Origin of the sequence: Umezawaea sp. (genome assembly GCF_036375055.1) — a bacterium.
GTDB lineage: Bacteria > Actinomycetota > Actinomycetes > Mycobacteriales > Pseudonocardiaceae > Umezawaea.
Window position 1 is genome coordinate 1 of sequence record NZ_DASUSQ010000055.1, and the last position, 14,788, is coordinate 14,788.

16 protein-coding genes are annotated in these 14,788 nt (G+C 71.5%); 6 read left to right on the forward strand and 10 right to left on the reverse strand.

Annotated elements, in window-relative coordinates:
* Positions 1-75: 75 nt before the first annotated feature.
* Together VFZ92_RS15985 and VFZ92_RS15990 are read left to right on the forward strand one after the other, a co-directional pair.
* Entirely contained in the window at positions 76-453 is a 378-nt protein-coding gene (locus VFZ92_RS15985; protein WP_330876717.1) for a hypothetical protein, read from the forward strand.
* Complete coding sequence (locus VFZ92_RS15990; RefSeq protein ID WP_330876718.1) at positions 453-1,517, forward strand: hypothetical protein; 1,065 nt, start codon at positions 453-455, stop codon at positions 1,515-1,517. The genes VFZ92_RS15985 and VFZ92_RS15990 overlap by 1 nt, the downstream gene beginning before the upstream one ends.
* Here VFZ92_RS15990 and VFZ92_RS15995 read toward each other — a convergent pair.
* Together VFZ92_RS15995 and VFZ92_RS16000 are read right to left on the reverse strand one after the other, a co-directional pair.
* Positions 1,504-2,190, reverse strand: coding sequence for a hypothetical protein (locus tag VFZ92_RS15995; protein WP_330876719.1), 687 nt, complete (start codon positions 2,188-2,190; stop codon positions 1,504-1,506). The two genes, VFZ92_RS15990 and VFZ92_RS15995, sit on opposite strands and share 14 nt — an antisense overlap.
* 221 nt (positions 2,191-2,411) lie before the next feature.
* Complete coding sequence (locus VFZ92_RS16000; protein ID WP_330876720.1) at positions 2,412-3,005, reverse strand: LysE/ArgO family amino acid transporter; 594 nt, start codon at positions 3,003-3,005, stop codon at positions 2,412-2,414.
* A 69-nt stretch (positions 3,006-3,074) separates the two neighbouring features.
* On the opposite strand from VFZ92_RS16000, the gene VFZ92_RS16005 reads away from it, so the two are divergent.
* Both VFZ92_RS16005 and VFZ92_RS16010 read left to right on the forward strand, forming a co-directional pair.
* A complete protein-coding gene (locus tag VFZ92_RS16005) occupies positions 3,075-3,962 on the forward strand; it encodes a LysR family transcriptional regulator ArgP (RefSeq protein WP_330876721.1) in 888 nt (295 codons plus the stop codon).
* Positions 3,963-4,508: 546 nt separating this feature from the next.
* On the forward strand, positions 4,509-5,528 hold the full coding sequence (locus VFZ92_RS16010) for an ABC transporter substrate-binding protein (protein WP_330876722.1): 1,020 nt from the start codon (positions 4,509-4,511) through the stop codon (positions 5,526-5,528).
* A 52-nt stretch (positions 5,529-5,580) separates the two neighbouring features.
* Here VFZ92_RS16010 and VFZ92_RS16015 read toward each other — a convergent pair whose 3' ends face one another.
* Positions 5,581-6,024 carry a DUF6069 family protein gene (locus tag VFZ92_RS16015; protein ID WP_330876723.1) on the reverse strand — a complete coding sequence of 148 codons (444 nt, stop codon included), beginning with the start codon at positions 6,022-6,024 and terminating at the stop codon, positions 5,581-5,583.
* Between the two features lie 205 nt (positions 6,025-6,229).
* On the opposite strand from VFZ92_RS16015, the gene VFZ92_RS16020 reads away from it, so the two are divergent.
* Entirely contained in the window at positions 6,230-7,147 is a 918-nt protein-coding gene (locus tag VFZ92_RS16020) for a LysR family transcriptional regulator (RefSeq protein WP_330876724.1), read from the forward strand.
* 168 nt (positions 7,148-7,315) lie between these two features.
* On the opposite strand, the gene map is transcribed toward VFZ92_RS16020, so the two are convergent.
* On the reverse strand, positions 7,316-8,101 hold the full coding sequence (gene map, locus VFZ92_RS16025) for a type I methionyl aminopeptidase (RefSeq protein WP_330876725.1): 786 nt from the start codon (positions 8,099-8,101) through the stop codon (positions 7,316-7,318).
* A 95-nt stretch (positions 8,102-8,196) separates the two neighbouring features.
* Here map and VFZ92_RS16030 point away from each other — a divergent pair, with 95 nt between their 5' ends.
* A complete protein-coding gene (locus VFZ92_RS16030; RefSeq protein WP_330876726.1) occupies positions 8,197-8,463 on the forward strand; it encodes a helix-turn-helix transcriptional regulator in 267 nt (88 codons plus the stop codon).
* A gap of 29 nt (positions 8,464-8,492) precedes the next feature.
* Here the strand turns inward: VFZ92_RS16030 and VFZ92_RS16035 are convergent, their stop codons facing one another.
* The 6 genes from VFZ92_RS16035 to VFZ92_RS16060 all read right to left on the reverse strand — a co-directional run bounded on the left by VFZ92_RS16035 (position 8,493) and on the right by VFZ92_RS16060 (position 14,781).
* Positions 8,493-9,977 (reverse strand): family 43 glycosylhydrolase, encoded by a 1,485-nt coding sequence (locus VFZ92_RS16035; RefSeq protein WP_330876727.1) that lies wholly within the window; start codon positions 9,975-9,977, stop codon positions 8,493-8,495.
* A gap of 44 nt (positions 9,978-10,021) precedes the next feature.
* A complete protein-coding gene (locus VFZ92_RS16040) occupies positions 10,022-10,969 on the reverse strand; it encodes an arabinan endo-1,5-alpha-L-arabinosidase (protein WP_330876728.1) in 948 nt (315 codons plus the stop codon).
* 618 nt (positions 10,970-11,587) lie between these two features.
* Positions 11,588-12,595, reverse strand: a complete 1,008-nt coding sequence (locus VFZ92_RS16045; RefSeq protein WP_330876729.1) for an LLM class flavin-dependent oxidoreductase — start codon at positions 12,593-12,595, stop codon at positions 11,588-11,590.
* A 1-nt stretch (position 12,596) separates the two neighbouring features.
* Positions 12,597-13,733 carry a nucleotidyltransferase family protein gene (locus tag VFZ92_RS16050; RefSeq protein WP_330876730.1) on the reverse strand — a complete coding sequence of 379 codons (1,137 nt, stop codon included), beginning with the start codon at positions 13,731-13,733 and terminating at the stop codon, positions 12,597-12,599.
* Positions 13,730-14,548, reverse strand: coding sequence for a hypothetical protein (locus tag VFZ92_RS16055; protein WP_330876731.1), 819 nt, complete (start codon positions 14,546-14,548; stop codon positions 13,730-13,732). Before VFZ92_RS16055 ends, VFZ92_RS16050 begins: the two co-directional genes overlap by 4 nt.
* Positions 14,545-14,781, reverse strand: coding sequence for a phosphopantetheine-binding protein (locus VFZ92_RS16060; RefSeq protein ID WP_330876732.1), 237 nt, complete (start codon positions 14,779-14,781; stop codon positions 14,545-14,547). Before VFZ92_RS16060 ends, VFZ92_RS16055 begins: the two co-directional genes overlap by 4 nt.
* Positions 14,782-14,788: the final 7 nt, after the last annotated feature.

The following is a 14,788-nucleotide window of genomic DNA, read 5'->3' on the forward strand; positions in this document are numbered from 1 at the left end:
GCGCCGCTGGGCCGTTCGCCTCTCGCCTCGGCGAAGGCGGCATTCGATACTGGAAGGTCCTGAGGGAGGTGCGGGGTGAGGCTGCGGTGGGTGGTCCCGTTCGTGACGATCACCACGGCCGCCATGTCCCACGGCCGCGGGATCACGCCGGGCCATTCCGTCGTGACCGCCACCGACTGGTGGGTGTACTACTGCGAGGAGTGCGGGAAGGTCGTCGGCTGGAGCGGGTCTCGATCCCCCGACCCCGTCCGGTGCGAGGTCTACGGTCACGGTTACGCGGTGGCGTCGATCGCCCGCCAGTGCGCCACCTGCTCGACGCTGCTCGTGTACCTGGATCGGCCGGACGACGCGGATTTCACCACCGAGTGCCGCGGTGGTGGGCACGGGGACCGACCTGACGCGCAAAGCTCGCCCGACGAGGTGGAGTTCATCCCGGGGATCGGACTCGACTGATGTGGCTGAGTTCCCTGCTGACCTCCGGGGCGACCTCGTTGGGCCGCCTCATCGTGGTCGGGTTGCTGCCCAACGCCGTGCCCGCGGTGGTGGTCTGGCTCCTGCTGACCGCGGGCAGCTTCAGCGGACCCAGCCACTGGGAGCGGGTGCGGCTCGCCAACGCGCTGCCCGACGCCATCACCGTCGTCCTGTTCCTGCTCGTCGTCGTCCTGGTGACGGTGGTGCTCCAGCCGTTCCAGATCAGGATGGTGCGGGTATTGGAGGGCTACTGGGACAACTGGCGGCTCACCGCACGGCTGGCGCCGGTGTTCGTGGAGTTCCAACGACGGCGGATGGCGAAGCTGCAAAGAGCGACCGGCGAGCCCGCCTCGGCACCCGAGCCCACCTCCGCGTTGGACGCGGCGTGGCGGCGGCAGAGGGAGGACGCCCGGTCGGCGGCCCGTCGCAGGCGCCACTGGCAGCGGATGGAGAGGTATCCGGGCTTCCTGCCGTCCGGGACCCAGCGCCAGGTGCAGATCCCGTTGCTGCCCACCGCGCTCGGCAACGTGCTGCGCGAAGCGGAGACCTCGGCGGGGGAGCGCTACGGGCTCGACACCGTCAGGTCGTGGCCCCGGCTGTACCCGCTTTTCCCCGAGCGGTTCGCGCAGATCAACGACTCGGCCCGCGACGCGCTCGACGCCGCGGTCACCCTGTGCGTGAACTTCTCGGTGACAGCGGTGGTGACCGCGGTCGCCCTGCACGACGAGCCCAAGGCCTACTGGATCCCGGTGCTCGCGGTCGCGCTGTGCTTCTTCAGCTACCTCGGCGCGGTGGCGGCGGCCGCCGACTACGGCCTGTCCGTGAAGGTGGGGTACGACCTCTACCGGTTCGACCTGCTCAAGGCGTCCCACTACAGGCTGCCGGAGAACACCGCTGACGAATTCGCCGCGTTCGCCGCCCTCTCGACGTTCTACGCGAAGAACACGACCGACATCGGCGCTCGGGCGTTGGCGAAGAGGTACCTCGGCGGCGCGGTCCTCCCGTACCAGCACGACGAGGCCGAGGACACCGCTAAAGACGCTTGACGCTCACGATCCCCGCCACGGCGAGCACGTGCAGCCGGATCGCCGGACCCTTCGGGTCGATGCGGTCGTACGGACCGGGGTCGACGATCTTCGACCACACCCCTCCCGGGTCCACCAGCACGACCGGCTGGTTCGCGGGCACGACCAGCCTCACGTGGCCGAGCACGGCGGTGGCCTCCACGACCAGGTCGCTCTTCTGAGGTGCGTCGAAGGTGATCAGGTTGGCCCGCACCTGGCCGACGATCGCCCGTGGGCGGAGCACACCCGCCGGTGCCCGGTCCAGGTCTACCCGGCCGGAGGTGAAGACGCGCGTCCAGGACGGGCCGGGGCCGATCAGGAGCAGCAGGGTGGTCCCGGCCAGCGCGACGACGATCGGGACGACCACCTCCAGCGTCGTCAGGGCGTCCTGGCGGACCGCCAGGGCGATCCCGCCGACCAGCGCGATCAGTCCCGGTGCCAGCAGGAACTCCGACGGGACCAGTGCTCGGACCACGTTCAGCACGGCCAGGCCGAGGAGCAGGAAGGGCCACCAGCGGTCGAGGAACCTCCAGGCCGCGCTCAGCCGGGACGCCGGATCACCGATCAGGAACGCGGCACCGACGACCATGACCACACCCAGCCACGTGCGGGTGCGGAGGTCCCGTGCCGACTCGGCGGAGGACTTCGCGCTCACCGCACGAGGGTATGCCCGACCCGTCCGACAGGGGACTGCCACCTCGACCTCCGATCAGACCCGAACCACGCGCCCCACCCGACAGCCCGGCCCGACAGCCCAGTCCAAGGCCCGGCTCAGGTTCCAGGCCAGCCCGGCTACCCGGCCTCCAGCCCAATCCATCGATCGACGTGAACGGGGGGATGGGGTGGGGTGGGCGTCCACTGTGGAGCGGGGCGGGGTCAGCCGAGCGCGAGCGACACGCCGATGGCGGTCATGACGGCGGCGATCGTGCCGTCCACGAACCGCCACGCGGCCGGGCGGGACAGGACCGGCGCGAGCCTGCGCGCCCCGAGACCCAGGCCGGTGAACCACACGACGCTCGCCGTGGCCGCCCCCAGGCCGAACACCCACCGGTTCGGGTCCGCGTGGGCCACCGCTCCCAGCAGCAGGACCGTGTCCAGGTACACGTGCGGGTTGAGGAACGTCATCGCCAGGCACGCCAGCAGGGTCGCGCGCAGCGTGGCGGGCGGCAGGTCCAGCGGGGTGAGGGCGTTCGGGCGGACCGCGCGGCGGGCCGCGAGCAGGGCGTAGCCGAGGAGGAACGCGGCGCCGCCCCAGCGCACCGCCGTCAGCGCGGCGGGCACGGAGGTCAGCGCGGCGCCGAGACCCGCGATGCCCGCGGCCATCAGCGCCGCGTCGGCGACCACGCAGGTGACCACCACGGGGAGCACGTGCTCGCGGCGCAGGCCTTGGCGCAGCACGAACGCGTTCTGCGCCCCGATGGCGACGATGAGAGCGGAGCAGAAGCCGAAACCGGCGAGAGCGGAACCCATGCCGGTGACGCTAGGAGCGCGGCCCGCCACACTCCAGCTAAAGATCCTTCACCACCGTTAGACTGCCTCATGTCACTCGACCCGGTGCAGCTCGCGACGTTCCAGGCGGTCGTGGAGCACGGCAGCTTCGACGCCGCCGCGCGGGTGCTGCACGTGACGCCGTCCGCGGTGAGCCAGCGCATCAAGGCGTTGGAGCAGGTCGTCGGCCAGGTGCTGGTGCGCCGCACGCGGCCGTGCGAACCGACCGACGCGGGCAGGCCGCTGGTGCGGCTCGGCGGTCAGGTCGCGCTGCTCGAACGGGAGGCGCTCGCCGACGCCCGCGGCGCGCTGGTCGGGCAGGCCCGCACCCGCGTGGCCGTCGTCGTCAACGCGGACTCCCTCGCGGGCTGGTTCCTGCCGGTGCTGGCCGAACTGCCCGACGTGGTGTTCGAACTGCACACCGACGACGAGGGGCACACCGCCGAACTGCTGCGCGCGGGCGCGGTGATGGGCGCGGTCACCTCGGAGCGGATCGCCGTCCAGGGCTGCCGGGTCACGCGGCTGGGCGCGATGCGCTACCTCGCGGTCGCCTCACCCGGCCTCGCCGAGCGGTGGTTCGCCGACCGCGACCCCGCCGAGGCGTTCGCCGTCGCGCCGGTGATCTGCTTCAACCGCAAGGACGTCATCCAGCGGCGGTTCACCCGCTCGATGACCCGCCGCGACGTGGACCCGCCCACGCACTTCGTGCCCGCGGCGGGGAGCTTCACCGAGGCGATCCGGCTCGGTCTCGGCTGGGGCCTGGTGCCCGAGGGCGTCGCCCGGCCGGACCTCGCGGACGGCGTGCTGGTCGATCTCGCCCCCGGCCGCCACCTCGACGTGCCGCTGCACTGGCAGTGCTGGCGGCTGGAGTCGACGGTCCTGTCGGCGCTGACCGCCGCGGTCGGGAAGGCCGCCGCGGGCGCCCTGCGCCGGGCGTGACCCGCGGGGTGCTCCTCGGGGCGTCCCGATCGGGTTCCACGCGCCCGCGCTCCATTGTGGAGTCGGTCGATCACCACGCGTCACCACCGCCACGGTGACCGCCGATCAGCGTCGTCACCAGCGGAAACGAATTCGTGGAATTGCCGGTCCATTTATTTTCGAGGCCTGGGTGAATTGGCTGCCCGCTATTTCACGTGGGCCGCTCGGCGGGGGCGAATGGCTTTCTGTTCGGTGAAACTTTGCTCGCCCGGCGTGCTGGTGCTGTGGTCGCCGGCTGGCGGCGCGCCGGTATCGAACCAGTTCAGAGGCCTTCCACGGTTCTCATAGTGGATCTTCCGCCGTTCGTAAAGATGCTCTTCCGTTGAGTGGAAGGGTGTGTCGAGTCAATTCGGGTTTTCATTCCCCGCTTTGCCCGTATCGCTTTCTGTGCCACCATGTGGACCCGCCGTCACGCCATCGGATGCGGATGACGAATCGAATGGAAGCCTGAGGATCCGTCGGTTTCCCGTCGGTCGTCGCGTCCACGCACATCGGGAGTTCCTGCACATGATCTGTCGAAGCGGCCACCCCGCGCGGACCCTCACCGGGCTCCTGGGCGCCGTCGTGCTGCTCGTCGCCACGTCGGGCTGCGGACTGCTCGGCGGCTCCGGGGCCGCACCGGGCGCGGCGGCGCACGGGGCACCGGAGAAGCCCAAGATCAAGATCGGGCTGCTGCCCATCGTGGACGTCGCGTCGGTGCACATCGCGATCGAGAAGGGCTACTTCCGCGAGGAGGGCATCGAGGTCGAGCCGGTCATCGTCCAGGGCGGCGCCGCGGCGATCCCCGCGCTCATCGCGGGCGACCTCGACGTCACGTTCGGCAACTGGGTGTCGTTCTTCGCCGCCCAGGCCAAGGACGCGGCCAAGAGCGCGGACGGGCTCAAGCTCATCGCGGACGGCTACCAGGCCAAGCCGGGCATGTTCATGATCCTCGGCAAGGCCGACTCGGGCATCAGGTCCCCCAGGGACCTGGAGGGCAGGACGATCGCCCTCAACACCTTCAACAACATCGCGGAACTGACCGCGAAGGCCACGCTGGAGGGCAACGACGTCGACCTGAAGTCGGTGACGTTCAAGGAGATGCCCATGCCCGACATGGAGGCCGCGATCGAGAGCGGCGCGGTCGACGCGGGCTTCATGAGCGAGCCGTTCATCACCAGGGCCCAGCGCAACGCGGGCCAGATCCCGTACCTGGACGCGGCCTCCGGCCCGACCGACGGCATCCCGATCGCCGGGTACGGCACGACGGGCGCGTTCGCCCGGCAGAACCCGAACACCGTCGCCGCGTTCCAGCGCGCCATGCTCAAGGGCCAGCGGGACGCGGCCGACCACGCCACCGTGCAGGCGCTGCTGGTGGACTACGCCAAGGTCGACCGGGACACCGCCACGCTCGTCCACTTCGGCGAGTACCCCACGTCGCTCGACCTCAGCAGGCTCCAGCGGGTCTCGAACCTCATGAGGACCTACGGCCTGCTCCAGAACGACTTCGACGTCAAGCCGATGCTGGTCAGCGGTCCGACCGGTTGAGACGGAGGGGACCGGGCCACTCGGCGGGGTGGCCCGGTCGGTCCGTCCGGCCTCAGGCCTCCGCGAGCGGCAGCGGCAGCACCTTGGCGAGCGTCGGCACGGTGATCGCGGCGACGGCGAGGTGCATGGCGACCAGGGCCAGTGCGTTGAGGAGGGGCACGCCCGTCATCAGGATCCCGAAGTCCGGCACGAGCGAGAGGAGCACCGCGGCGGGCACGAGGTACCGCAGGACGGCGCGCGGGTTGTCGGCGTGGCGGCGGACGAGGAACCAGGCCAGCGCGCCGAGCAGGATGCCGACGACCGTCAGCGACGCGTACTCCTGGAGTTCCAAGCCCATCCGGGTCCCGCCGGGTGGCAGGGCCGAACTCGCGATCGTGGCGATCACGGAGTTGACCGCGACGCTGGCCAGCGCGGCGAGCACGACGCCGCCGACGACGGTGCCCGCGTCGAACGCGGGCCGCAGCGGCCGGGGCGTGGTGTCGGTGGTCTTGGTCATCGGTGATGTCCCTCCGAGGTCAGGGGAACCGGGGTGCGCGCGACCAGTCCACTGTGGATTGCGGTTGGTCGGTTGCCAGGATATGTCGGGATCGCGGGCACCAGAACCGGTCAATTCCGCATGGATCTCATCGACCGGTTCGATAGTTGGCCTGAGCTGCGGTGTTGCCTTGCCACCCCCGGTGGGGCGGAGGACAATCGCGGCGGTGGCCACGGACTGGGGCAGGCTGGACCTGAACCTGCTGATCCCGCTGAACGCTCTGCTGCTGGAGCGCAACGTGACGAAGGCGGCGGACCGGCTCGTGATGGGCCAGCCCGCCATGAGCGCGGTCCTGGCCAAGCTGCGGCGCCACTTCAACGACCCGCTGCTCGTCCGCGACGGTCGCGCGATGGTGCTCACGCCGTTCGCGGAGTCGCTGCTCCAGCCGGTGCAGACCGCGCTGGTCGCGGCCCGCGAGGTGCTCAGCTCGGGGCGGTCGTTCACCCCGGCCACCGATCAGCGCACGTTCACCCTGATGGCCAGCGACTACGTGGCGGACGTCCTCGTCCTGCCCGCGCTGCGCGGCCTGTCGGCCGACGCGCCGGGGGTGCGGGTCACCGTGGTCTCGCTGCGCGCGGAGATGGTCGAACTGCTCCGGACCGGGTGGTGCGACGTGCTGTTCTGGCCGTTGCAGCTCCAGACGCCCGAGCTGCTGAACTTCCCGCACGCCACGCTGTTCGGCGACGAGTTCGTCGCCGTGGCCGACCGGGACAACCGCGCGGTGCTCGGGCCGCTGACCGCCGAGGACCTGGGGAGCACCCGCGCGGTCCAGGTCAGCGGCGTGGCGGGGCAGCGGGTGGTGTCCGAGGTGAGGCTGAACGAGCAGGGCGTGACCCAGCCGAGGCCGCTCACCGTGGACTCCTTCACCCTGGCCCTCCAGGCGGTCGCGGGATCGGACCTGATCACACTCGCCCCGCGCCGCCTGGTCGAGCGGCTCGGCCCGGCGCTCGGCCTGCGCGAGGTGCCGCTGGCGATCGAGCCCCCTCGGCTGACGATGGCGATGTTCTGGCACCCGCGCAACATGCTCGCCCCGGCCCAGCAGTGGGTGCGCGAGCGGCTGGCGGAGGTGGCCTCCCGGCTGTGAACCGGGGCCGGGCCGGTGGGCGGGGACGCCCGCCGGGCAGCCGCGGGTCCACCAGCACGACGTCCGGGCGCGGGGACCGGGCCGGCCGCACCGCCTCGACCCCGTCGGTGGCCCCGCCGCCCCTCCGAACGGCTGGTCGGTCCGGCCGATCGGGGGAGGGGGGAGCGGCTACCGCGCGGACGCCACCACGGTCGAGGCCGTCAGCACGAGCGGTTCGCCGTCGGTGACGGCGATCGTGTGCTCGCTGTGCGCGGTGCGGGACCCGTCGGCGGAGCGGATGGTCCACCCGTCGGGGTCGTAGACGATCTTGTCGGTGGTGCGGGCGAACCACGGCTCGATCGCCAGGGTCAGGCCGGGGCGCAGCTTGAGCCCGCGGCCGGCGCGCCCGGTGTTGGACACGTGCGGGTCCTCGTGCATGGTCCGCCCGATGCCGTGGCCGCCGAACTCGGTGTTGACCGGGTACCCGTAGTCGGCCGCGACCCCGCCGATCGCCGCGGAGATGTCGCCGAGGCGGTTGCCCGGCAGCGCGACCGCGATGCCCGCGGCCAGCGCGCGTTCGGTGGCCTCGACGAGGCGCAGGTCCTCGGCGCGCGGGGTGCCCACGACGACGCTGCGCGCCGAGTCGGCGGCCCACCCGTCGATGGACACCGCGATGTCCAGGGTCAGCAGGTCGCCGTCGAGCAGCGTGTAGTCGTGCGGCAGGCCGTGCAGCACCGCGTCGTTCACCGACAGGCAGATGACGTTGCGGAACGGGCCCCGGCCGAAGGACGGCGAGTAGTCCCAGTAGCAGGACTGGGCTCCCCGCTCCGCGATCAGGTCGCGGGCGCGGTGCTCCAGGTCGAGCAGGTTCACCCCCGGACGGGCCCGCTGGGCGACGTCGTCGAGCAGTTGGGCGACGAACGCGCCGGTCACACCCATCGCCGCGATCTCCTGCGGCGTCTTCAGCTCCAGCACCGAGAACTCCTCCTGACGTACCGACGTTCGGTATTAAAATACCACCCTAGCGAATCCGTCGGTATTTTCATACCGGGGACCGGTAGGCTGTCCCCGTGGTACGTCTCCCGTTGACCTCGGAACAGCTCGCCGCGGGCAGGCGCCTCGGCGCGTCCCTGCGCCAGGCGCGGGGCTCCCGCACGCTCGCCGACGTGGCGCAGGCGTCGGGCATCTCGCCCGAGACCCTGCGCAAGATCGAGACCGGCCGGATGGCGACCCCGGCGTTCACCACGGTCGCGGCGCTGGCCCGCACCCTCGCCGTGCCCATCGACGACCTCGCCCAGATCTGCCTGGCGCACACCGACCTGGAGCAGACCGGCTAGTGCCGGGCCGCTCCAGGTCGGTGCGGTGATCAGGCCGCGGGCTCACCCGAGGGCGCGGGCATCGGGGTGCCCAGGCGGACGGGGGTGCCGAAGTTCGGTGTGCCGTCGGCGTTCCAGGTGAACCTCTGCGCCCGCGTGGAGCGGTTCATGTCGCAGCCGCCGCTCGCCGAGTCGTTGGCGTGGTAGACGATCCAGTCCTCCGTGCCGTCCGGTGACGTGAAGAACCCGTTGTGGCCGGGGGCGTACACGCCGTTGGCGTCGTTGCGCTGGAACACCGGGTTCGGCGACTTCGTCCAGTGCGCGCGGTTCAGCGGGTCGGTGCCGGTCAGCGTCAGCAGGCCCAGCTTGTAGTCCGGGCCCCAGCACGCGCTGGCCGAGTACACGATCATCGTCTTCCCGTTGCGGTACAGCGGTTCCGCGCCCTCGTTCACGGGAGCGGTCTGGCGTTCCCAGGCCAGCGTGGGCTGGCTGATGGTGCGCCTGCTGCCGCTGATCGTGTACGGGTTGCTCAACGGCGTGATGGTGAGGCTCTGCGTGCCGTCCATCGCGCTGCCCATCAGGTACAGCTTCCCGTTGTGCCGCAGGATGCTGGGGTCCAGCTCCCAGGTGGTGCCCAGGTCGGCCTTGAACGAGTACGGGCCCATCGGGTCCGTGCCGGAGGATTCGAGCACGTGCAACCGCTGGGTGGGGTTGTAGTCCGGCACGTCCTGGCCCGCGACGTAGTACAGGTACCAGCGGCCGTTGATCAGGTGGAACTCCGGTGCCCACATGTTGCAGCACCCGTTGGGGCGCCCGGACAGGCTGAACACCGTCTGGTCGGCCGCCGTCGACAACCCGGCCAGCGTGCGGGACCTGCGCATCGTGATCGTCGAGTTCCACGTCGTCGTGGCCAGGTGGTAGTAGCCGTCGTGGAACTGGAGCCACGGGTCGGGGCCGTTGCGCTTGATCGGGTTCGTGACCGTGCCCGCGCCGAGCTTCACCGGCAGCCACTGCTGGTTCGCCCCGTCCAGGTCGGGCCACTGCACCACCCGCGCGCCGTCGGCGGTGGACCACTCGTAGGTCTCGACCGCCTTGCCGCTGCCCCGGTTGAGCAGCCGCACGTACCCGCCCGCGGAGTCGGCCAGCCGGAACTGCTGGCCCGCGGAGTTGGCGTCTGCCCACTGGACGACGTCGGCCGCGTCGGCCGTCGAACCGCCGGAGATCTGGAGGACCTTGCCGCTGTGCCGCGACCTCAGCCGGTAGTAGCCGCCGCCGGAGTCGACGAACTGCCACTGCTGCCACGCGCCGTCGTTGCGGGTGTACTGCGAGATCCGGGCGCCGTCACCGGTCGCCAGGTCGTAGACGTCCAGCGCCTTGCCGCTGTGGCGGTTGACCAGGACGTAGGAGGCGTTCGTGTCCACCACCGCCGCCGACGCGGCGGGCGGCAGGGCCGAGGTGATCCCGCCCAGCAGCGCGGCGGTGGTGGCGAGGACGAGGGCGGCCCGTCGTCGACGGACGGCGTTGATCGGTGTCACGGTGTTCTCCCTGCGACGCTGCACGGGTGTCGTGGTCGGGTGGGTCAGTGGACGTAGGGCCAGCCGGAGGAGTCGATCGCGAGCAGGTTGATGCCCAGCAGCGACGCGCCGTTGTCGGCGTAGTAGTGGTAGACGAGGACGTCGCCGTCGTTGTCCGCCAGCACGTCCTGGTGCCCGGTCCCGTGGACGCCGCCCTGCCCGGCGAGCACCTCGGTGCCGCCGCCTGAGGTCAGGGCGACGCCGTTGCGGTCCACGTACGGCCCGGTGACGCTGGTGGAGCGGCCGACCATGACGCGGTAGGTGCTCGACGCCCCCTGGCAGCACAGGTCGAACGACACGAACAGGTAGTAGTAGGAGCCGCGCTTGACGATGTTCGGCGCCTCGATCGCACCGCCGCCGCGGCCCGCGAGGGAGCGGATCGTGCTGTCCGACCGCAGGCCGGTGGACGGGTTGAGCGCGATCATCTTGATGCCGGACCAGAACGAGCCGAAGCTGAGCCACCAGCGGCCCTGGTCGTCCACCACCAGGTCGGGATCGATGGCGTTGACGTTGTCCGACGTCCGCGTCTCGACCACCAGGCCGCGGTGGGTCCACGTGCCGGAGTTCCCGCTGGGGCTGGTCGCGAGGAAGATCGCCGACCGGTTCGAACCGAACGTCGAGGCCGAGTAGTACAGGTAGTACTGGCCGTTGCGGTAGGACAGGTCCGGCGCCCACAGGTTGCGGCTGCCGCCGGTGTAGGCGTTCGTCCACGACGCGCCGCCGGGGAACACCGAACCCGCGTTGCGGAAGGCGACGCGGTCGGTGGAGGTCTTGAGCGCGATGTCGTTCCCGGTGTGGGCCACCAGGTAGGTGCCGTCGGGGCGCTTGACCGCGCTGGGGTCGTGCACGCCGATGTCGCCGGTCACCCGGCCGGGCGCGGGGTAGGCGGACGCGGGGGTCGCCGTCGCGACGGTCAGCGCGAGCGCGGCCGCCACCACCAGGGCGCGTTTCATCGAATGGACCACGGTGTCCTCGATCTCCTCGTAGGGGGAGCGGCGGCGTGCGCACCCGCTGGCCAGGACTACTGGGAGCGTGACCGGAACGATAGTGGGGTGGATCGGATTGGACAAGGTTCTCTGTTATCGCTAACAGAGGTGGGAATGTCGAACGAGTCGATCGAATTCCTTTTGGTACTGGGGATAGCTGCTCGAACCTGTCGATCCTGGACGTTCGGAGGCGGTGGTGTTGATCGTTTCTGTTATCGCTAACAATTGGGCGAGGGGGCGATTGGGCTGCGAGTGCGGCGCGGGGTGGGGCTGGGTGTGGAGTGAGCGAGTGCGACGCGGGGTGGGGTTGGGTGTCAAGTCGGGTCAGCGCGGCGTGGGGTGGTGCGGGCTGGCTGGCGAAGCGGGCCAGCACGGCGCGCAAGGTGGGATTGGGCGTCGAGTTGGCCCGGCCCGGTGCGGTGCGGAGTGGGCCCCGGTGTCGAATCGGGCCGGGTGTCGAATCGGGTCGGTGCGGCGGGCCGGGTGTCGAGTTGGGTCGGTGCGGCGGCGGGGGGTGGAGATGCGTGAGTGCGGCGTGGGGTGAGCTGGGTGTCGAGTCGGGCGGTGCGGCTCGGGCAGTGGGAGTCAGGTGTCCACCCGGGCCAGCACCGCGCGGGCGTGGTGGAAGTCGGCCTCGGTGTCGACCCTGGTCAGCAGGAGCTTCGTGACGCCCAGCGCGACGTACCGCCGCAGGTACTCCGCCACCCGGTCGTAGCTGCCGACCAGCAGGGGCGCCGCCGTCCGGCCGGTGCTGTAGAGGCCGGTCCAGTAGACGTCGTCGTGGACGTCCGCCTCCGCCGCCAGCGTGGCCAGCCGTCGGTTCCAGTCCGACTCGGACTCGCGCTTGAGCAGCGTCCTGAGCCTCGCGGCCCGGTTCACCCGGTGGCCGTCCAGCGCGGCGGCCCACGCCTCCTCCGCCGTGGGCCGCGCCACCAGTCCGACGCGGATGCCCATCTCCAGCCCGCGATCACCGCGCGCGGCGGCGAAGCTCTCGGCGAACCGGTCCACCGGCTCGGGGTGGGTGATCGTCACGTGGCCGACCTGGTCCACGAGGACCCGGTTGGCCTTGGACGAGCCGGGGACGAAGATCCGCGGCCTGAGGTGCTCGGGCAGCTCCGCGTTGACCCGGAGGCCGCGGAACCGGTAGTGCTCGCCGTTCCAGGTGAGCGGCTCGTCCGAGCTGAGCAGCCGGTGCAGCACGGCCACGTACTCGGCGGCCCGCGCGTAGCGCCCGTCGTGGTCCAGAGGGTCGCCGACCTGGTCCAGCTCCTCCGGCGCCGCACCGGTGATGACGTTGAGGTCGACGCGGCGGCGGTAGAGCGACGTGAGGCTGCTGATCGTCTTCGCCGCGGTGAACGGCGGCAGGGCGTACGGCTGGAGCGCGACCAGCGGCACGAGGGTGGAGGTGTGCTGGAGCAGCAGCCCGGCCACCGTCCACGGGTCCAGCACCACGTGGTCGTAGAACACCAGCAGGCCGGTGAAGCCGTGGCGCTCGGCGCGCTCGGCGAGGCCGGTCAGGTGGGGGCGGAAGTCGTGGGTGGGCGGCAGCCACGGGACCGTGGCCGTGCCGATCACCTCCAGGCGCTCGCCCACGTCAGCCCGTCGGGATGGAGGAGGCGCCGGGCAGCTCCGTCCACCGGTCGGGGTCGAACAGCCGGTCGAGGAAACCCCTCTTCCACCGCGTGGGCCGGCCCTCCAGCTCGCCGTACTCGTCGAGGTAGCCGAGGTCGTCCGGCTCCAGCCTCGCCAGCAGGTCGGCGGGAACGGCGTCCGGGTAGAGCAGACCGGTGTGGTGCAGCGCGAAGAACAGCTCCCGCCGGGCGCCGAGGTCGTCGGCGTAGCCGGGCAGCCGGTCCAGGTCGGCTGGCGCCGTGACGCGGATCGACTCCTTCACGTCGAGGAAGCGCTGGAGGGTGAGGTCCCTGCTCTGGGTGATGCTGAGGTAGCTGGTCGCCTCCTTGTACAGGTGCAGGCACAGGTCCAGCAGCTGGTCCAGCGGGCTCAGCACGAACGACGGCTCGCCGCAGACCACCGCGGGCCGGGCGCGGTCGAGCACCACGCCGACCTCGACCCCGCCGGCCGACCGCTTCTGGAACAGGTCGAAGCAGAGGTCCACCTCGAACCACCGGACCTCCGGCTCGGTCGTCGTCCTCAGGAACGGCAGCGCGTTGTTCAGGTGCACGGCCCAGAACAGCTTCGTCTTCCGCTCGTGGGGGATCACGCGGGTGCCGTTGGCCGACGGAACCCCCTGCGCGTAGCCGAGTTCGGTCAGCACCTCGCCCGCCGCGTCCAGCGACTCCCGCTCCACCAGGACGTCGAGGTCGCTCATCCGCCGGATGCCGGGATCGTCGTAGACCAGGGCGCACAGCGACGGTCCCTTCCGGACCGCGTACCGCACGCCGCGCTCGTTCAGCGCCAGCAGGATGCGGCCGAACTCGGCGAAGAGGCTCCGGTTGCGCCGGGCGTTCGCCTCGTAGGCGGCCGAGTAGATCCACGGGTGCGGCAGCACCGACCGGTTCCTGGGCAGGTGGCGGCCGAGGTTCCGCCCGATCGCGCAGATCACCTGCTGGGTCAGGGCCTGGTCGAGGAAGTACGGCCAGTCGGCCAACACCCCGGCGTCGGACCACTGCCGGACGGCGTGGTCGCTCGCGGCGTCCCAGCGCGGCGCGGACAGGGCGAGCAGGAGCCGGGCCTCGGGCCGCAGCCCGGTCGCTCGAACCGCGGATGTCATCGGGGCGCCTCCAGGTCGAGGGTCTTGCGGACGCGGTCCGGCCAGCGGCCCGTCTCCTCGCCGTGGCGGTGCAGCAGGGCGAGCGCGAGCCGTTCGTAGCCGAACGCGAGGCACGCGGTGTGCGCGACCGCGCCGTCCGGGCCGGTGATGGCGAACAGCCTGCCGAACTGGTCGGTGTGGTAGTTGCCGGAGGCGACGGCCTGCCGCTGCCCCGGCGCGACCTCCGCGCACAGCTCGACCTTCAGCTCCCGCTCCACCTGGAGCTTGCGCAGCAACCGGTTGCCCCGGCCGAAGAACGGGTCGCTGGCCACCTCGCTCGTGGTCTCCAGACCCAGCTCGGCGAGCAGGTCCCGCGCGGCGGCCAGGCGGTCGTCGCGCCAGGCGAGGCACCGCTCGGCGGTGTCGAGCCGGACGAACTCCCGCATCCGGAACGACCGCAGCCGCCCCGGTTCGGCGTGGGCCTCCTGCCGGAAGCACGTCGCCTCGACGCTCACCTCGGTCGGGCCGTGCAGGCGTTCCCCCGCGTGCACGGGGTAGACGCAGTAGCAGCCCGCGGGCAGCAGCACGAGGTCGGACTCGGCGAGCGCCCCGCCGTCGGTCCTGGCGAACACGCGGCCGAGCAGGTGGGGGAACGACTCGTGGTAGCCGACCTCCTCGATGGTCTGGCGGGCGATCACCGGGGGCGTGCGCAGCCGCGGCACGTCGGGGGCCGCGAGCGTCGACAGCGCCGACGCGAGGCCGTGCACGACCGCCTCGAAGCCCCCGGTGGACAGGTGGACGCCCGCGGCGGGGGTGGGGACCAGTGCGGGCTTCACCGCGCGACGCTCCCGGTCAGGTCCCGGACGGAGCGCACGATGCTGTAGATCGACGCGAACGTGGAGTGCCTCAGCTCGCTGTCCGGGAACTCGAAGCCGAAGGTGGACTCCAGCGCCAGCATCACCTCGACGCTGGCCGCGGACGTCATGCCCATCAGCCACAGGCTGTCGTGGATCCCGATGGCCCGCACGGCGTTCCCGAGCCCGGAGTGCTGCCGGAGGATCGTCCTCACCTGTGCT